The 17968-nt window shown below is 49.0% G+C and carries 24 protein-coding genes; 20 read left to right on the top strand and 4 right to left on the bottom strand.

Annotated features, from left to right (window positions below):
• Nucleotides 1–25: 25 nt before the first annotated feature.
• Entirely contained in the window at nucleotides 26–958 is a 933-nt protein-coding gene (locus tag BLU57_RS09580; protein ID WP_090319801.1) for a LysR family transcriptional regulator, read from the bottom strand.
• 130 nt (nucleotides 959–1088) lie between these two features.
• Between BLU57_RS09580 and BLU57_RS09575 the strand changes: the two genes are divergently transcribed.
• From BLU57_RS09575 to sdhA, 5 genes are all read left to right on the top strand, one after another.
• On the top strand, nucleotides 1089–1955 hold the full coding sequence (locus tag BLU57_RS09575; RefSeq protein ID WP_090319798.1) for a pirin family protein: 867 nt from the start codon (nucleotides 1089–1091) through the stop codon (nucleotides 1953–1955).
• A gap of 19 nt (nucleotides 1956–1974) precedes the next feature.
• On the top strand, nucleotides 1975–2352 hold the full coding sequence (locus BLU57_RS09570) for a DoxX family protein (RefSeq protein WP_090319795.1): 378 nt from the start codon (nucleotides 1975–1977) through the stop codon (nucleotides 2350–2352).
• Between the two features lie 174 nt (nucleotides 2353–2526).
• Nucleotides 2527–2916, top strand: a complete 390-nt coding sequence (gene sdhC, locus BLU57_RS09565; protein ID WP_090319792.1) for a succinate dehydrogenase, cytochrome b556 subunit — start codon at nucleotides 2527–2529, stop codon at nucleotides 2914–2916.
• Complete coding sequence (gene sdhD, locus BLU57_RS09560) at nucleotides 2910–3263, top strand: succinate dehydrogenase, hydrophobic membrane anchor protein (protein ID WP_090319790.1); 354 nt, start codon at nucleotides 2910–2912, stop codon at nucleotides 3261–3263. The genes sdhC and sdhD overlap by 7 nt, the downstream gene beginning before the upstream one ends.
• 1 nt (nucleotide 3264) lies before the next feature.
• On the top strand, nucleotides 3265–5028 hold the full coding sequence (gene sdhA, locus BLU57_RS09555) for a succinate dehydrogenase flavoprotein subunit (RefSeq protein ID WP_090319788.1): 1764 nt from the start codon (nucleotides 3265–3267) through the stop codon (nucleotides 5026–5028).
• A 16-nt stretch (nucleotides 5029–5044) separates the two neighbouring features.
• On the opposite strand, the gene BLU57_RS09550 is transcribed toward sdhA, so the two are convergent.
• Nucleotides 5045–5878: a thermonuclease family protein gene (locus tag BLU57_RS09550; protein ID WP_090319785.1), complete on the bottom strand. Its 834-nt coding sequence runs from the start codon at nucleotides 5876–5878 to the stop codon at nucleotides 5045–5047.
• Nucleotides 5879–6194: 316 nt separating this feature from the next.
• On the opposite strand from BLU57_RS09550, the gene BLU57_RS09545 reads away from it, so the two are divergent.
• From BLU57_RS09545 to BLU57_RS09500, 10 genes are all read left to right on the top strand, one after another.
• Complete coding sequence (locus BLU57_RS09545; protein WP_090319782.1) at nucleotides 6195–7007, top strand: ABC transporter ATP-binding protein; 813 nt, start codon at nucleotides 6195–6197, stop codon at nucleotides 7005–7007.
• A complete protein-coding gene (gene mlaE, locus BLU57_RS09540) occupies nucleotides 7000–7797 on the top strand; it encodes a lipid asymmetry maintenance ABC transporter permease subunit MlaE (protein ID WP_090319779.1) in 798 nt (265 codons plus the stop codon). The genes BLU57_RS09545 and mlaE overlap by 8 nt, the downstream gene beginning before the upstream one ends.
• Complete coding sequence (gene mlaD, locus BLU57_RS09535; protein WP_090319776.1) at nucleotides 7797–8264, top strand: outer membrane lipid asymmetry maintenance protein MlaD; 468 nt, start codon at nucleotides 7797–7799, stop codon at nucleotides 8262–8264. The genes mlaE and mlaD overlap by 1 nt, the downstream gene beginning before the upstream one ends.
• 74 nt (nucleotides 8265–8338) lie before the next feature.
• Nucleotides 8339–8962: an MlaC/ttg2D family ABC transporter substrate-binding protein gene (locus tag BLU57_RS09530; protein WP_371113160.1), complete on the top strand. Its 624-nt coding sequence runs from the start codon at nucleotides 8339–8341 to the stop codon at nucleotides 8960–8962.
• 17 nt (nucleotides 8963–8979) lie between these two features.
• Complete coding sequence (locus BLU57_RS09525; RefSeq protein WP_256206229.1) at nucleotides 8980–9309, top strand: STAS domain-containing protein; 330 nt, start codon at nucleotides 8980–8982, stop codon at nucleotides 9307–9309.
• Between the two features lie 61 nt (nucleotides 9310–9370).
• Nucleotides 9371–10279, top strand: coding sequence for an ABC transporter ATP-binding protein (locus BLU57_RS09520; RefSeq protein ID WP_090319770.1), 909 nt, complete (start codon nucleotides 9371–9373; stop codon nucleotides 10277–10279).
• 5 nt (nucleotides 10280–10284) lie between these two features.
• The gene (locus tag BLU57_RS09515; RefSeq protein WP_090319768.1) at nucleotides 10285–11040 is read left to right on the top strand and encodes an ABC transporter permease; all 756 of its coding nucleotides are present in this window, start codon (nucleotides 10285–10287) and stop codon (nucleotides 11038–11040) included.
• Between the two features lie 52 nt (nucleotides 11041–11092).
• Nucleotides 11093–11335 (top strand): BolA family protein, encoded by a 243-nt coding sequence (locus BLU57_RS09510; RefSeq protein ID WP_090319765.1) that lies wholly within the window; start codon nucleotides 11093–11095, stop codon nucleotides 11333–11335.
• Nucleotides 11336–11442: 107 nt separating this feature from the next.
• Nucleotides 11443–12231, top strand: coding sequence for a co-chaperone DjlA (gene djlA, locus BLU57_RS09505; RefSeq protein WP_090319824.1), 789 nt, complete (start codon nucleotides 11443–11445; stop codon nucleotides 12229–12231).
• Nucleotides 12232–12254: 23 nt separating this feature from the next.
• A complete protein-coding gene (locus BLU57_RS09500; RefSeq protein ID WP_090319762.1) occupies nucleotides 12255–12896 on the top strand; it encodes a glutathione S-transferase in 642 nt (213 codons plus the stop codon).
• 71 nt (nucleotides 12897–12967) lie between these two features.
• On the opposite strand, the gene BLU57_RS09495 is transcribed toward BLU57_RS09500, so the two are convergent.
• Complete coding sequence (locus BLU57_RS09495) at nucleotides 12968–13165, bottom strand: hypothetical protein (protein WP_090319760.1); 198 nt, start codon at nucleotides 13163–13165, stop codon at nucleotides 12968–12970.
• Nucleotides 13166–13525: 360 nt separating this feature from the next.
• Here BLU57_RS09495 and BLU57_RS09490 point away from each other — a divergent pair, with 360 nt between their 5' ends.
• The 4 genes from BLU57_RS09490 to BLU57_RS16560 all read left to right on the top strand — a co-directional run bounded on the left by BLU57_RS09490 (nucleotide 13526) and on the right by BLU57_RS16560 (nucleotide 16288).
• Nucleotides 13526–13960: a universal stress protein gene (locus BLU57_RS09490; RefSeq protein WP_090319757.1), complete on the top strand. Its 435-nt coding sequence runs from the start codon at nucleotides 13526–13528 to the stop codon at nucleotides 13958–13960.
• 99 nt (nucleotides 13961–14059) lie between these two features.
• Entirely contained in the window at nucleotides 14060–15598 is a 1539-nt protein-coding gene (locus tag BLU57_RS09485; RefSeq protein WP_256206228.1) for a cation-translocating P-type ATPase, read from the top strand.
• On the top strand, nucleotides 15585–15974 hold the full coding sequence (locus BLU57_RS16565) for a cation transporting ATPase C-terminal domain-containing protein (protein ID WP_256206227.1): 390 nt from the start codon (nucleotides 15585–15587) through the stop codon (nucleotides 15972–15974). The genes BLU57_RS09485 and BLU57_RS16565 overlap by 14 nt, the downstream gene beginning before the upstream one ends.
• A 2-nt stretch (nucleotides 15975–15976) precedes the next feature.
• Entirely contained in the window at nucleotides 15977–16288 is a 312-nt protein-coding gene (locus tag BLU57_RS16560; protein WP_371113159.1) for a cation transporting ATPase C-terminal domain-containing protein, read from the top strand.
• A gap of 32 nt (nucleotides 16289–16320) precedes the next feature.
• On the opposite strand, the gene BLU57_RS09480 is transcribed toward BLU57_RS16560, so the two are convergent.
• A complete protein-coding gene (locus BLU57_RS09480; RefSeq protein WP_090319754.1) occupies nucleotides 16321–17217 on the bottom strand; it encodes a universal stress protein in 897 nt (298 codons plus the stop codon).
• Between the two features lie 163 nt (nucleotides 17218–17380).
• On the opposite strand from BLU57_RS09480, the gene BLU57_RS09475 reads away from it, so the two are divergent.
• The gene (locus BLU57_RS09475) at nucleotides 17381–17794 is read left to right on the top strand and encodes a transporter family protein (RefSeq protein WP_176776405.1); all 414 of its coding nucleotides are present in this window, start codon (nucleotides 17381–17383) and stop codon (nucleotides 17792–17794) included.
• Nucleotides 17795–17968 lie beyond the last annotated feature (174 nt).

Here is a 17968-nt window from a genome sequence, read left to right as displayed (position 1 = left end):
TATTCCCAACGCCACTCGGGATGGGTCAAGAAATGTTTTGAAAATTTTTCAAGCACCTATCCCAATAAGGCATTCCCTCAAACCGCTTAACCAGAAAATCGACGAATGCCCGGACGCGTTGCGAGAGATGGCGGGTTTGCGGATAAATGGCGTATGCGGCAAGTTGTGAGTAGTGATATTCAGTCAATAGCGGCACCAATGCGCCGCGCTCGATTTCTCGGTATACGATAAAGGCCGGCATCAGCACGATGCCCAGTCCGTTGACGGCAGCATCGCGAAGAAATTCACCATTGCTGGCTTTCAAGTAAGGCGTGATGCGGGTTTTGATCAATTGACCTGCGGCATCGTAGATGTTCCAGTTGTCGATATTGCTGATCAGGTTATACACCAGGCAGCGGTGTTTGATGAGTGCTTCCGGCGATTCCGGTTCGCCCATGCGTTCGAGGTAAGCCGGGCTTGCGCACATGACGGCTTGAATGGGAGCCAGGCGGCGCGCAATCAGGCTTGAATCGGGCAAGCTGGCGATGCGGATGGCAAGGTCAAAACCATCGGCCAGCAAATCTACATGGCGGTCGTTAAAATCCAGATCGAATTCGATTTCCGGATTGGTTTGCAAGAATTCGTTGATGGCGGGTCCCAGGTGCATCAAACCAAAGCTCAGTGGCACCGCTACTTTCAGACTGCCTTTTAATGCACCATGAAATTGCGAGGTGGCGTGCTCGGCTTCGAGGATATCGGCCAGAATGCGCACCGATTGCTGATAAAAAGCACGTCCGCTATCGGTCAGATTCATTTGCCGGGTGGTGCGGTGAAACAATTCCACGCCGAGGTGTTCTTCCAGTTCCTTCAAACGGCGGCTAACCACCGATTTCGCTACATCCATGCGATCGGCAGCGGCGCTGATGCTACCCGCTTCGACGACGCGCACGAAGGCGTTCATATTCTCATATCGATCCATCAGAGTGTCTCATTGTTGTTAATAGCAGAACAATCATTTCTTATTATGGTTATTTATTCTTATTATAACAACGATGATAATGCTCCCTGTCAACCGATCACAACGATAAATCACAATAAAGGAGAAAGTCATGGATACAGCAGTGAATTCTGTACGAATAATCCCGGCAGTGGCCGTGCCGGAAGGCGCCGGTGTGACCGTATACCGTACGATTGGATCCCCGGTGTTGCGCGATTACGATCCGTTTTTGCTGTTGGATCACATCAGCAGCGATAAGCCGGAAGATTATAAGGCAGGCTTTCCGTCTCATCCGCACCGCGGATTTACGACGTTTACCTATATGATCGACGGTCATATGGAACATCAAGACAACATGGGCAATAGCGGTGATCTCGGACCTGGCTCCGCGCAATGGATGAAAGCGGCCAGCGGCATTATCCACTCGGAAATGCCGAAGCAGAAGAATGGCTTGATGCGCGGATTCCAGCTGTGGATCAACCTGCCCGCAGCACATAAGATGGATCACCCGGAATATCAGGAATATCCTGCGGAAGCTTTTCCTGTGGTGAAAATGCAGGATTATACGGTGAAGGTTTTAATCGGCCGCTTTGCCGATACGAGCGCGCCGATCACGGATGAGCTGACCGGGGTGTCTTATTACGATGTGCAGGTGCAGCCAGGCAAATATTTTCAACACCGCCTACCAGCCGGGAACAATAGCTTTCTCTATGTTTTTGAGGGTGATGGGCAATTGGGCGAGCAGCGTGTGCCGCTACATTCGTGGGTGCCACTGGGTGCGGATGAGGGTTCATTCGACTTCGTTGCTGGGAAAAAGGGCGCGCGCCTGCTGGTTGTTAGCGGCAAGCCGATTGGTGAGCCGGTGGCGCGGTATGGTCCATTTGTCATGAATACCCGGGAACAAATCGATCAGGCGATGCAAGATTTTCAGTCCAACAATTTTGTGCGCGATCGTGCATGGATTAAACGTAATCAATAACACTTTTAAGGAGATCATCATGGAAAAAATCAGTCAATTCGTTGCGCGTGTCTTTCTGGGGCAAATTTTTTTACTGTCCGGCTTTTTCAAAATCAGCGGCTATGAAGGCACGCAGGGTTATATGGAAGCGATGGGTGTGCCGGGCATGCTGCTGCCGCTGGTGATAGCCCTTGAGATAGGCGGCGGCCTGGCGATTGTGGCGGGATGGCAAACCCGATGGGTGTCGATTGCATTGGCTGCGTTTACGTTGGCCGCTGCGGCGATTTTTCACAGCAATTTATCGGATCAAATGCAGATGATCATGTTCCTGAAGAATATCGCGATAACTGGCGGATTCATACTGCTGGCTGTGCATGGCGCAGGGGGATACAGCCTGGATGGGCGGCGCGCGCAGTAAGCAGCTATCGATCATTCTGTTGGGCTTGAAAACCCGGCTGCTTGCGGCCGGGTTTTGCGTATTCGCTCAAGTTATGGCTTGTATCGGGCAGCGTAACAGAATACACTTGGTTGCAATTTTTAGCGTTTTAGCCGGGTTTTGGCGATAGCATTTTCTACTGTAGAATTTCTCCGCATGGAAGCAAAATTACATCATAAACGCCCCAAGCATCTGAATCTGCTCAAGATCAAGCAACCGCTGCCGGCGGTGGTTTCCATTCTGCATCGCATCAGTGGTGCTTTGCTGTTTTTTCCCGGTATTCCCTTATTGCTGTGCGGTTTGCAGATGCTATTGCAATCATCGCAAAGCTTTGAAGTTCTCCAGGATTATCTGCGTAATCCGGTGATTAAACTTGCACTGTTGCTCCCTCTGTGGTTTTTCCTGCACCATCTGTGCGCCGGTATCCGCCATGTCTTACTGGATCTGCAAATCGGTATAGTATTGGCGCAAGCGCGTACCAGCAGCAAGCTGGTGCTGGCGGCCGGATTTCTGTTGACGGCACTGATCGGGTGGCAGCTATGGTGAGGCCATCGAGACTTGCCGTGACTGGCGCGCACTATGGCCTGAAGGATTGGCTGGCGCAACGTGTGACAGCGGTGCTGATGGTGATTTATCTCATCGTGCTGACCACAGTCTTACTGGTTGCCGCGCCGCAGGATTATGCCGCTTGGAAAGCTGTATTTAGTCATCAATGGCTGCGCATCACCACCTTGGTATTTTTCATTTGTCTGTTCTGGCATGCCTGGGTCGGCATGCGTAATATTTTGATGGACTACGTGCATGCCACAGCGATCCGCCTGACTGTGCAAATTGCCGTCATCACCGCTTTGCTGTTTTATCTGATATGGGCTACGGAAATATTGTGGAGTTGATGTGGCAATAACCAAAAGAAAATTTGATGTAGTCATCGTGGGTGCGGGCGGTGCCGGAATGCGCGCGGCGTTGCAGTTATCCGAAGCCGGATTGAAAGTAGCGGTGCTATCCAAGGTTTTTCCCACCCGTTCGCATACCGTTTCGGCGCAAGGTGGAATTGCCGCAGCGCTGGGAAATGTGACGGAAGACCATTGGCACTGGCACATGTATGATACGGTTAAAGGCTCTGATTACCTGGGCGATCAGGATGCCATCGAATTCATGTGCCGCCAGGCCAATGAAGTCGTGTATGAGCTGGAGCATTTCGGTATGCCGTTCGATCGGCTGGAAAACGGCAAGATTTATCAGCGCCCGTTCGGTGGGCAATCACAAAATTTCGGCGGCGCGCAGGCAACGCGTTCCTGTGCGGCGGCGGATCGAACCGGTCATGCGCTATTGCATACGCTGTATCAACGCAATGTCAGCGCCAATACCCAGTTCTTTGTCGAATGGATGGCATTGGATTTGATTCGTGACGAGCAAGGCGACGTGCTTGGCGTCACCGCGCTGGAAATGGAAACCGGTGAAGTTTCGATCCTGCAAGCCAGAGCCACTTTGTTTGCTACCGGCGGTGGCGGGCGGATTTTTCAAGCCAGCACCAACGCCTTGATCAATACCGGCGATGGTTTAGGGATGGCGGCACGCGCTGGAATTCCGCTGGAGGACATGGAATTCTGGCAATTCCACCCGACCGGTGTTTACGGCGTGGGTGTTTTGATCAGCGAGGCCGTACGCGGGGAAGGCGGTTATTTGCTGAACAAGGAAGGCGAACGTTTCATGGAACGCTATGCTCCTCATGCCAAGGATCTGGCCAGCCGCGATGTGGTGTCGCGTGCCATGACGACGGAAATGAAGGATGGGCGCGGTTGTGGCGAAGAAAGCGATCATTTGCTGTTGAAATTGGATCACCTGGGTGCGGAAATCATCAAAACCCGCTTGCCCGGCATTCGTGAATTGGCGATGAAATTCGCGCATGTCGATCCGATCAACGAACCGATTCCGGTTGTACCGACCGCGCACTACATGATGGGCGGCATACCGACCAATTATTTCGGGCAAGTGGTGGCACCGTATAAAACCGGCCCGGAAGAAGTCGTATCGGGATTTTACGCCGTCGGCGAGTGTGCCTGTGTATCGGTGCACGGCGCCAACCGCTTGGGCACCAACTCGCTACTTGACCTCGTCGTATTTGGCCGTGCTGCAGCCAATCAAATTATTGAAGACTTGAAAATTCATCCGCACCACAAGCCATTGCCGGAGAATGCCGCGGATAGGACTTTGAATCGCCTGACGCGCTTGGAAAATCAGAAAGGCGGCGAGAATGTCGCGCAAGTCCATGCCGCACTTGCAAAGACGATGCAAACCTACTGCGGCGTGTTTCGCTTTGAAGATATGCTGCAAAAGGGCGTGGAAAAAATTCTGGAAGTCGGTCAGCGTGTGGGGCAAACGGAAATTAAGGACAAAAGCGCAGTGTTTAATACTGCGCGAATCGAAGCGCTGGAATTGGATAATCTGAAAGAAGTCGCGATCGCCACCATGATTTCCGCCGAAGCCCGGAGCGAAAGCCGCGGCGCGCATGCGCGTGACGACTTTCCCGGACGCGACGACGTCAAATGGTTAAAACATACGTTGTTTTTCAGCGAAGATAACCGGTTGGATTACAAGCCGGTAAGGCTGAAACCGTTGACGGTTGAGTCTTTTCCGCCGAAGGCTAGAACTTATTGAGTTTAAACGCATGGCGCTACCGCGCGATCAGCGCGCTCGGATGCTGAATCAGCAGGGTGTAATGATCTTTGTTGCGTGACACCCAGCCGCGGACTTCCAGCGGTTTTCCCACGTACGTTGCAAGCTCAGGAAATAACTTGAGATTACTGTTGGCGACGCGGATGTCGATTTTGTCGTTAAAGAGCAAGCGGGTAAATTTACGGCTTTTTCTGATCGCCACCGGGGTTCCGGCAAATCGCTGCCAGCCTTTGGTGTGATTGGCGATTTCGGTGATGGAGCGGGATTGGTACTCCGGCATTGACCATATGCCCAGCTTTTGTTTTTCGGCATACTGCTGTGCTTGGATCAGCTTGTCGCTATAACGGCCGTTAGGCGGGATAATGCTGATCGCAGCCAAGCCGTTTTCCAATAAAGCCAGATTCACGTGTTTGCCATTCGGCAAAAATACATGCGCCAATAGACGCTTGTACTTATCTCGCCTGACTTCATCAAATTCCAGATAAACCTGACCTTCCCGCAACTGATTCTGCAGCCATTTTTTTGCGGCGATTCCGCCCGGTTCTTCGCTGCGATGACGGCTTTCGATTTCCGGTGTGTTGACTCCCAATAGACGGACTTGTTTCCTGTCTTCCAGAATGATCGTGTCGCCATCGTACACCCGGGTGACTTGATACAGTTGGCGGCTGGGTTGGCCGATAATTTTGACCGGTTGGGCATTGGCCGATGGAGTATCGGAATAAGTGACACGCCCTTGTGCATCGATACTGCGGTAAATTTCGCTTGCCGGTGCTGTGGTTGCAGCGAGACTGAAAAGCAGAAAAAGCAGGCGGATCGGTTTGCTGCGGAACATGGGTCGTTTAGGTTCAATACGATTTAAGTATCTGGATCATCAGGTAAAAACTGTATTGTATTTACTCTATCTCAGTAACAGGAATTTTGTAATCCAAGCAATCTACTAACGGGCAGAATTTCAAAAAACATAAAAATCGCCCGGCAAAATCTAATATAGCGCAATATTCTTGAGGAAAGTGGATTAAAATTGCCCCTGACAAAATTAAGTGAAAATTTAACCAATGCAAGCCGGATTTTTTCAGCGCCAACAATAGATTCAATCATTCCAATAACGACCATTTCCGGATTTCCCCTTGTTTATTTAACTGTGCAGCATGACATCTGAAAATTTAATTGAAATCAGCGGATTGAATTTTTCCTACGATACGCGCGCGATTCTGAAAGGTATCGACATGACGATGCAGCGCGGAAAGGTGATCGCCATCATGGGGGGTAGCGGATCGGGAAAAACCACGCTGCTCAGATTGATTGGCGGCACAATTCAGCCGACTTCGGGCTATGTGAAATTTGCCGGAAAAGTGGTGCATGAGTTGGATCGCGATGCGTTGTTCAAACTGCGCCGCAAAATGGGCATGTTGTTCCAGTTCGGCGCGTTATTTACCGACTTATCGGTGTTTGACAATGTGGCGTTTCAGATGCGCGAGCATACCAATTTGCCGGAATCGATGATCCGTGACCTGGTGCTGATGAAACTGCACGCCGTGGGTTTGCGCGGCGCGCAACATTTGATGCCTAATGCATTGTCCGGCGGTATGGCGCGCCGCGTCGCGCTGGCGCGTTCGATTGCGCTGGATCCGATGTTGATTATGTACGATGAGCCGTTCACCGGATTGGATCCGATTTCACTAAGCGTGATCGGCAATCTGATCCGACGTTTGACGGATGCGCTTGGTATGACTTCGATCGTGGTTACACATGATGTGCAGGAATCACTGAAGATTGTTGATTATGTGTACTTTATTGCGGATGGTGTGATTGCCGCAGAAGGCACACCGAAAGAAGTGCGCGAATCCATTGCGCCGTTTGTGCATCAGTTTGTGCATGGTGAAGAGGATGGACCGGTGCCGTTCCATTATCCGGCGCAATCCTACCGTAAGGATTTGAATCTGGAGAATGCTCTTGCCTAGACGTATCGTATCCGGTATTCAACATATCGGGCATCGCGTGATTGAAAGCGTCTGGCGATTGGGCATCGCCAGCCGCTTTTTCATCCTGGTACTGTTAAAATCCGGCACCAGCTTGCGCCGTTTTAATCTCGTCATACGGGAACTCTATTTCACCGGCGTGTTATCGCTGATCATTATTGTCGTGTCAGGACTCTTTGTCGGTATGGTGCTTGGGTTGCAAGGTTACGAAACGTTGCAAAAATACGGTTCGGAATCCGCAGTCGGCACGTTGGTGGCATTGTCGTTGGTGCGCGAATTGGGTCCGGTCGTCGCTGCATTGTTGTTTGCAAGCCGCGCGGGCTCGGCGATCACCGCAGAAATCGGTTTGATGAAAGCAACCGAACAGCTGGCGGCGATGGGCATGATGGCGGTTGATCCGATTGCCCGTGTGGTGGCGCCGCGCTTCTGGTCAGGCGTGATTTCGATGCCGTTTCTGGCGGCCATTTTTTCCGTCATGGGTGTTTTTGGCGGTTATCTCGTGACCGTGGTCTTCATCGGTGTGGATGAAGGTTCTTATTGGTCGCAAATGCAAAGTGCAGTGGATTTCCGCTTTGATATCATGAACGGTTTTATTAAGAGTTGTTTTTTTGGTGTGGCAGTGACGGCCATTGCGGTTTTTGAAGGTTACGATGCACCGCCGACGGCGGAGGGCGTATCGGGCGCGACAACGCGTACCGTGGTTACGTCGTCATTGGTGATTTTGGGATTGGATTTTATTTTGACCGCTTTCATGTTTAGAGGAGTGAGTTAATGCAGCGGACAACGATGGATTTGTGGGTGGGATTGTTTGTGGTCATGGGCGTCATCGCGCTCATGATCCTGAGCCTGAAAGTGGGCAATCTCAATGTGTATAATCCTTCTCAAAGCTATGTCATTAGTGGAAATTTTGAAAATATCGGTGGCCTCAAAGTGCGTGCGCCAGTGAAGAGCGCGGGCGTTGTGGTCGGACGCGTCACGGATATTCAATTCAGCACGCAAACATACGATGCGGTGGTTACCATGAGCATGGACAGCCGGTTTCTATTTCCTAAAGATACATTTGCCAGTATTTTGACTTCGGGTTTGCTGGGTGAGCAGTATATTGGATTAGCTGCGGGCGGGGACGAGGCCATGCTGAAAGATGGCGATAAGATCATAAAAACTAACTCAGCCATGGTGCTGGAAGAATTGATCGGACGTTTTTTATTCAATAAAGCGACGGAAGACGACTCTTTGTGATCTGGATGGATATTTGTTAATTTTGCAGTTGTTGGTTTAGTATTGTAACTATGACTAAAAATTTTGGTGAGGGCATGATGAAGAAATTTCTTGGAATAATGATATTAACACTCGCGAGCTTATTGGCGTTCCCGGCATGGTCAGCGGAACTGTCGCCTGACCGGCTGGTTGACAAAACGGTCAAGGAAGTGATGGAAATTATTCAGAAAGATGAAGAATTGAAAAATGGCAATAAAGAAAAAATGCTCGATCTGATCGAGACCAAAATTCTGCCGCACTTCAATTTTAGCCGTATGACTCAGCTCGCGATGGGACAACACTGGTCAACAGCAGCGCCGGAACAACAACAAAAACTGGTGAATGAATTCCGCACATTGTTAGTGCGTACCTATTCCAATGCGTTGAACAGCCATAGTCACGAAACGATTAAAGTCAATCCGGTCAAGCAACTGGGTGATAAAACAGAAACCACAATCCGGACTGTAGTCATTCAGGGGAATGGAAAAGAGCCATTGCCGATTGACTATAGCATGGAGAAAAAACCGGATGGATGGAAAGTCTATGATGTGACAGTCGCCGGTGTCAGTCTGGTGACCAATTACCGCGGAAGTTTTAACAGTCAGGTGCGTAAAGGCGGTGTCGAGGGATTGTTGAAAGTCTTAACGGATAAAAACAAATCCCTGGAAGGTAAGAAATAGTAACGGCGGGAAATCAATTGAGTCCTTCGATTCCGATGATTTTTCGTGAGGGCAACACCGTGATCGTGCAGGGTGCTGTCACGATCGATCATGCGGTGATGCTGACGAAAAGCGGTATTGCGTTGTTCGACGATCAGCCGCTGACGATCGATCTCGATCAAGTGACCGAAGTGGATTCAACGATCGTCAGTATCTTGCTGGAATGGCAGCGTGCGACGCGTAAAAACAGCTATGCGCTGCAATTTATCAATATGCCCGAGAGCCTTAAAAGCCTAATCCAATTATATGGGGTTGCGGAGTTAATTCCGCTCGCTGTCAATCCAGTTCCCGTGCAAAACGCTTCCTGACCGGATGCTGTTTTGCCATTTCTGAAATTCCGAATTGCTCTCCTTTTGATTTCTTTATTCGATGCAACCTGCTATTGAAGTTAAGCACGTCTCCAAATGCTTTGGCGATGTGTGTGCACTATCCGGTATTGATCTTGAGATTCGCGCGGGAGAGTTTTTTGCGCTGCTGGGTCCGAATGGCGCCGGTAAAACCACGCTGATCAGCATCATCGCCGGTTTGACACTGGCTGATAGCGGTACGGTCAGCGTGATGGGACATAATGTCATCACGCAATACCGGCAAGCGCGGCAGAGTTTAGGCGTGGTGCCGCAAGAATTGGTTTTTGACCCTTTTTTCACGGTGCGTGAAATTTTGTTAATCCAGTCCGGTTATTACGGTATTAAACACAATGGCGATTGGGTGGATGAAATTATTGAACGCCTGGATTTGACCAGCAAAGCCAACGCCAATATGCGTGCGTTGTCCGGTGGTATGAAACGCCGTGTTTTGGTTGCGCAAGCGCTGGTGCACAAACCGCCGGTGATTATTCTGGATGAGCCGACAGCCGGTGTAGACGTGGAGCTGCGCCAATCGCTATGGGATTTTATCCGCCAGCTCAATCAGAATGGACACACGATTGTGTTGACGACACACTACCTGGATGAAGCGGAAACGTTGTGTAACCGGGTGGCGATGCTGAAAGATGGAAAAATTGTCGCGCTGGATAGCACGCAGAATATGATCGGAAAACTGCCTGCCGGAAAATCGGTGCGGCTCAGATTGTTGCCTGATACCCTGCCAGCCGCCCTGCATACATTACAACTCAGTCATACCGGCGGAATGGTTGAATTGCGGATCGATACCTATGCGCAAGTGGAATTGATATTGTCGGCTTTGCGATCCGCGCACATTGAGATACTGGAAATGCATTTGCAGCAACCGGATCTGGAGGATGTGTTCGTCAACATGATGAGAAACAGCGGAAATTAAGTGACATGACCGGATTCTTCACATTGCTCTATAAAGAATTGCTGCGTTTCTGGAAAGTCGGTTTTCAGACGATTGTCGCGCCGATGGTTTCAACGCTACTGTATTTGCTGATTTTCTTTCATGTGCTGGAAGCGCACGTGGAAGCTTATCCGGGCGTGGCGTACACCGCATTTTTGATCCCTGGATTGGTGATGATGGCGGTCATTCAGAATGCTTTTGCCAATGCATCGTCTAGCATGATTCAATCGAAAATCAGCGGCAATATCGTCTTTATCCTGCTCTCGCCATTGTCTTATCACGCCATATTCTTTGCCTACATTATCGCTTCCATCGTGCGCGGATTGCTGGTCGGACTCGGGGTTTATTGGGTCACGCTGTTTTTCTTCGATATTCCCCTCGCGCAACCGGTCTGGTCGATACTTTTTGTCGTGCTTGGCAGCGCGATACTGAGTGCGTTGGGGTTGATAGCAGGTATCTGGGCGGACAAATTCGATCAATTAGCGGCTTTCCAGAATTTCATTATTTTACCGCTGACTTTTTTGTCCGGTGTGTTTTACACCATTCATTCGCTACCGGCAGGCTGGCAGTATTTTTCTCACCTGAATCCGTTTTTTTACATGATTGATGGATTCCGCTACGGCTTCTTCGGCGTATCGGATATTTCGCCTTATATTAGTCTCCTGATTGTGGCAATATGCTTGGTGGCCATATCCATGCTGACCATCCGCATGCTCAAAACCGGATATAAATTGCGGCATTAAAAATAACAATTATTTGATTTTGCATGTTCATCATGCGCGAAGGAGAATAGAAATGCTTACTGCAGAAAACGTAAAAACTTATATTGAATCGGCATTACCTTGTCAGCACGTGCAAGTGGAAGGCGACGATGGGCGTCATTTTCATGCACTGATTGTCAGCGCGGAATTTACTGGCAAAAATATAGTTCAGCAGCATCAGCTGGTTTACAAATCGCTGGGCGAAAAAATGAAACAGGATATTCATGCGTTGTCGATGAAAACGTTAACGCCTGAGCAATGGACGAATAAATCCTGATCGTTCCAAGAAATTAGGCTTTGACCGGGCATTCAAGATTTCAAGTCATTTTATCAACCGGCAATTCACGATAATTGCCTTTTGCTATCGATTTATCTGGAATTTCATTGTTTAGATTACTAGGCGCTTTAGCGGGTTTTTTCCTTCTCGGTTTTTGGGGCATTTTCCTGGGTTATTTTATCGGGAGCTTTATCGACCGGTTCAGAGCTTTTGGTCCGGGCGGAATGAATCCATTCAATGCCGCGCGGCGTCAATCGGTTTTCCTGGAAACCGTTTTTATTCTGATGGGCAAGCTGGCCAAAGCGGACGGAAGGGTATCCGAAACAGAAGTGTCGCATGTCGAGCAATTCATGCAGAAATTACGCATGACGCGCGATCACCGGTTGAAAGCCATCACGCTGTTCAAGCAAGGCGCTTCGGCCGATTACGATATTCGCCCGCAACTCGATGTATTCCTGAAAACATGTGGTTATTCCCCCAATTTGCGGCAAATGCTGCTGGTTTATCTCATCATCATGGGATTATCCGACGGCCATTTGAATTCCGCTGAGGAAGAACTACTAAGAGATATTGCCGGTCGTCTGGGTTATCACCAGGCCGCTTTCGATCAGTTGCTCGACATGATCATGAATCAGGCGCACTTTGCCGGAGGGCAAAGCACCTCGGCCAATGCGCTGGAAGATGCCTATAAGGCATTGGGCGTCAGCAAAGACAGCACGGATCAGGAAGTCAAACACGCTTACCGCAAATTGATGAGTCAATATCATCCGGATAAACTGATGGGGCAGGGCGTGCCGGAGGAAATGATCGCCGTCGCGACCGAACAGGCCAAGGAAGTGCAGACGGCCTATGACCTGATCAAAAAGAACCGGGAACAAAATCGCGCTACCGCTTAGCTGCGCACGTTATTGAACGCACAATGAAACCGTTGCTGTATACATTCCGCCGTTGTCCCTTTGCTATTCGCGCCCGGTTGGCGATCACGGTCAGCGGCGTTGAAGTCGATCAACACGAAGTCAGTCTGCGCGCCAAACCCAAAGAAATGCTGGAGTGTTCACCGAAAGGCACCGTGCCGGTTCTAAGATTCGCCGATGGTAGCGTGCTTGAGCAAAGCCTGGATATCATGCGGTGGGCGCTTTCGATCCATGATCCCGAGCATTGGCTGGATGACGATCAGGCAGTTACGGCTGAGATCGCAGCACTGATCAAGCAAAATGACGAAACGTTTAAACCGGCGCTCGACCTGTATAAATATGCCGTGCGCTTCCCACAACACTCTGAGGCTTATTACCGCGAACAAGCCGAACCGTTTCTAGCGGAACTGGACATACGCCTGAGCAAAGATGGTTATCTAATATGTGGCCGCTATACACTGGCCGATATGGCTGTCTTCCCATTCATCCGGCAGTTTTCCAATGTCAATCGGGATTGGTTTTATGCCTCTCGCTATCATCATTTGATCGCATGGCTGGATCGGTTGATCGGTTCCGAATTATTTCAAAATGTCATGCAGAAAGAAGCTGAATCACTTAAAGAAGACGTTCTGGAAAATAAAAACTAACTTTAAAACTTATGAATAAAAAAAAGACCAATATTAAAAAATAATATTGGTCGAATCTTAGTTGATATAACTCAACCCCAAGCTCTACGCGAATAGTATTTTTTATCTTTAAAAGCGCTGCTAACCGCAGCTATTACCAGATACCCCGTAAAAAACAGGATACTGGTACTCATCCCTTCAAATACAATCAAACTGACTGAAGCTAAAACACATATCAAAGCCAAACTAAGGGCAATCGTTGTGTTATGACTGACATCATTCTTACTCATTTTTAGCACTCCAAAAAAATTAATAATAAAGCTTCTGAATTCATTCGGAGTCCAAGCTTAATTAAAAGTTCACAATATATTCACAAATTATTCACATAAAATTTACAAATACTCATCAATGCATTTTATGAATTCTTTTTTGTAAAAAAATAGTGTCAGGTCTAGAAAATTGCCGCTTCGCGGTTCTTGCATTCCATTGCAATGATTCTTTGCTGTCCAAATAAAGATGACAGTCAGTCCGTAAGACTACTAAACAATAGTCATGAAAGGCATTCTTAAGATAAATAATTGATAGCATGGCCGAGAAATGTGCGTTAAAGTTTCAATTTATTTGATCACAACTATTAGAGAGATCTCGTCATGACTATTACTCTGATTGCTTTCGATGGCTCAGAAAACGCGATGCGTGCTATAGATGAGATAGTGGATACACTGGATACAAGTAAGCTACATGTGCATCTACTCAATGTGTGCGAGCCAGTTCAAATGAACGAAGTGGTTTTTAATGAAGATCCGCTTTTAGATATACTGAGCATCAAGAAGGCGCGTGAAGAAGCGGGGATGGCATTACTGACGCCCGCAAAAGCTCGCCTCGAGAGTGCAGGTATTCCGTTTGATGTGCATGTGCGCACAGGGAATCCGGCCGAAGTCATTATTGACTTGTCGCGTGAGTATCACTGTGATTTGATCGTGATGGGTACGCGCGGCATGGGTACGATAAAGAATCTGCTGCTCGGATCAGTGGCGAGCAAGGTTATTCACCTCACCGAAAAGCCGTTGCTGCTCGTCAAGTAGTCGCGTCGAAACCGGGTTAAGCAATGGTAAGGCTTGGTAGGGGTGATCTATGCCTGGGAATAATCTTATGTTTTATATTATTGACTATGGTGGACAATAATGCGGGAAATAAAAACAAAAAGAACACAACCAGCTTGGCACAACATCTGCATTGATTCGGTATTAGAAAAACTGGACACAACGTCAGCAGGACTGACTTGGCACGAAGCCGAGGCGCTTTTGAACAGTCATGGACCTAACCGCCTGCTGGATCCGCCAAAACGCAGCGACATCATGCGTTTCCTGCTGCAATTCCACAATATCCTAATTTATGTACTGCTCGGTTCCGCAGTCATCACGGCAGTTCTGGACCATTGGATAGATACTTTCGTCATTCTGGCGGTGGTGCTAGCCAACGCAATCATCGGCTTCATTCAGGAGGGAAAAGCAGAAAAGGCGATGGATGCTATTCGTCAAATGCTGGCGCCCCATGCCTCGGTACTTCGTAGCGGTGAGCGTCATAGTATTGAGGGAGAAAAACTTGTGCCCGGTGATATTGTGCTGCTTGAAGCAGGTGATAAGGTTCCCGCCGATCTGCGGCTGCTGAAAACACACGGTTTGCAGATTCAAGAGGCGATTCTTACCGGCGAATCCGTGCCGGTAGAGAAGCATACCGAGCCAGTTCCCTTCGATGCGCCGTTAGGTGATCGTTCCTGTATTGCGTTTTCCGGTACGTTGATCACCTCCGGTCAAGGCAAAGGCGTGGTGGTGGCCACTGGTACTTCCACCGAGATCGGGCGCATCAGCGGCTTGCTGTCGGAAGTGGAAACACTGACCACGCCACTGGTAAAACAGATGGGGGCATTCGCTCAGTGGCTGACCATCTTCATTCTGTTAATTGCCACGTTTTTGCTTGGTTATGGTTATTTTGTCGGCCATCATGAGTTTACTGAGATGTTTATGGCAGTGGTGGGACTTTCGGTTGCGGCGATTCCAGAAGGCTTACCCGCGGTACTAACTATCACGCTGGCGGTGGGTGTGCAGTCGATGGCACGACGCAATGCCATTGTACGGCGATTGCCTGCGATTGAAACCATCGGTTCCGTTTCGGTGATTTGCACCGATAAAACCGGCACACTGACCCGCAATGAGATGATGGTTTCCTCGGTGCTAACGCATCAACATCTCTTTACATTGCAAGGCATAGGCTATGAGCCGCAGGGAACACTATTGCTGGAAAATACCGAAATTTCTCCCGCCGAATATACTGTTCTGGAAGAGCTCGCACGCGCTGCAACCCTGTGTAATGACGCAGCACTGCATGATCATGAGGGTGTGTGGACGGTGGAAGGCGATCCGGTGGAGGGTGCGTTGCTAGCCTTTGCCAGTAAAATAGGCATTGAAATTCGAAAGGAACAGGCAGCCTGGACGCGCACCGACGCCATTCCTTTTGATGCCAAACACCGTTTCATGGCAACGCTGAATCATGACCATGAACACCGCGCATTTGTGTCCATCAAAGGTGCGCCGGAGCAGATTCTTGCCATGTGCGAAACTCAAAGCGTTGCGGACGGGAATGTGGAGCCATTGAACAAAGCTTATTGGCAAGAAAGGCAGCGAAGCTGCCAAGGAAGCAGCCGAGCTCGTGCTGGCGGATGACAATTTCGCTTCCATTGCCAGCGCCGTGCGCGAAGGGCGAACGGTCTATGACAACATCAAAAAAGTCATCAGTTGGACATTGCCCACCAACGCTGGGGAAGCGATGATCATCATAGTGGCGTTATTGCTCGGTATGACGCTGCCGATAACCCCGATTCAGATTTTATGGATTAATCTGATTACCGCCATTACATTAGGTATTGCGCTCGCTTTCGAACCGACCGAGGAAAACACCATGCGCCATCCGCCGCGCCCAAGAGGAGAACCGCTGCTGGGTGGTGAGCTGGTGTGTGGTACATACTGTTGGTATCCATCTTGTGTCTTTGCGGTGTATATGGCATTTATTCCTATGCGACTGACCGGGGCTACAGCATAGAATTGGCCCGCACCCTCGCGGTGAATACGCTGGTGGCAATGGAAATATTCACTTTGTTCTTTATTCGCAATATATACGGCACATCGCTCACCTGGAAAGCGGTGCGCGGCACCAAAATGGTGTGGATGTCAGTAATTGTCGTTACCGTAGCACAATTGGCCATTACCTACCTGCCGCCTCTACAGACAATATTCGGCACGGAAGCAATACCGTTTCTGGATGGCTTGCTGGTCATCGGGATTGGTGTCGCGCTATTTGCCATCCTTGAAACCGAGAAACAGATCCGCCTGCGTCTTAACACCATCAAATCATGAAATGAATATTCTCCAGCTTATCTTGTAGCAAGTTACCTGCCCCGCACGACCATGGTATCGCATTCCAGAAGATGCAATAGATTCTCGGCTGTACTTCCGAGCATCGTTTTAAAAAATCCACTTCGGCCATGTGTACCGAGCACTACAAGGTCGATCTCCTTGTGACTTACGTAATCGCACAGTAGTACTTCCGGATGGCCTCTGTCAATTACACGATGAAGGCGATGCAAAACTGATGGTTCAAGTGCCATTTCGGCAAGAAAGCTATCGCACTGATCGTTGGCAATGGTCTTCCATGCTTCATTCGCCAGTATATCTCCTCCCAAACCGGCACCCTCATAAGCGTGGAACAACGTTAGTTGTGCATCACTAAACCAACGTATTGCAGTCTCTAAAGCTGGCTGCGATGCTGGCGAAAAATCTGTCGCTACTACCACATGCCGATAGGGGCCTCGTACCCGGCGACGCACGATCATTAGTGGAACCGGTAGTTCTTGCAGTAGTTTGTCGAGGGTGCTGCCGAATTGAGTACGAGCGAGAGATTCATCGCGTCCCAGACCAGTGACCACTAGATTGCTATTTTCCCGGCGTGCGGCCTCGAGCACGACTTCGTAGGGAATGCCTTCAGTCACGCATACTTCAGCGTCTATATTATCGGACGCCAAATCCATACTCAATCGACGTGCCGCAACTGTCCGGTAATCTTCTGGATGTCGCCACGAAGGTAGCTCTTGCGTCATCTTCGCATAGCGAACAGCATAGGTAGGATCTATTGCATGTAGCACTAGTAATTTAGCGCTCCAGGCTTGGGCCAATTGCGCCGCACGGTCTGATGCGCGATCACATCGACTGCTGAGATCAGTGGCTAGTAGTAAATTATAAATATCAGAATTTTCTATCATAAAGTTATCTCTTTCAAAAATTGTCATATACAGTGCGGTACATAATTCCACTCAACCTGAAAAGACACACTAGGTAGTTGGGACTAGAATAGAATTAACTATCTATTTTCATTTTTAATATTCCTCCAATTTGATATGCCTAACATGTTTAACCAGTTAGGGCAAATTTAGATTGTGTGCACTTTTACAAATGGGTCGGTTTTCGATTTTTGTTAATACTTTGAGACGAAACAGAATCATATCGTTCATTTTTGCACCAATGATAGCATTTGCATTTGCATTTGCATTTGCATTTGCATTTGCATTTGCATGTGCAACCGCATCTCCAGATACACAAGCCGATGAGGGCGGTGCGAGTTTTTGGCTACCAGGGCAATTTGGCAGTCTCGCCGCTACACTGACCAAGCCGGGCTGGTCTCTTTCGTTTACTTACCACCACGCTTCCACGAGTACAGCCACAGGCAAGAATTTCGAGATTGGCGGCAGAATCGAAACAGGTATAAGTGCCCGTACCAATCTGCTATTTATCACACCAACATACACCTTTTCCGATTCCGTGCTTGGCGGTCAGGCAGGAATACCATTTGAACCTCAGAGGTTATAAGGAATTTGATGCCGAGAATAGACCAGAAGGCTGGAATGCTTGGATTACGCTAACGATACCGATTGAAACCGGTAACAATAGGAAATTACTATCAATCAAATAATTTATTGCTGAAGCGCACGAGAAAAATGATCATGATGAAATTTAATGAGTGCTGTAGTAGCGAGTCGTCTT

Origin of the sequence: Nitrosomonas oligotropha (genome assembly GCF_900106555.1) — a bacterium.
Classification (GTDB): domain Bacteria; phylum Pseudomonadota; class Gammaproteobacteria; order Burkholderiales; family Nitrosomonadaceae; genus Nitrosomonas; species Nitrosomonas oligotropha_A.
This window is presented reverse-complemented; position numbering and strand designations above follow the sequence as displayed.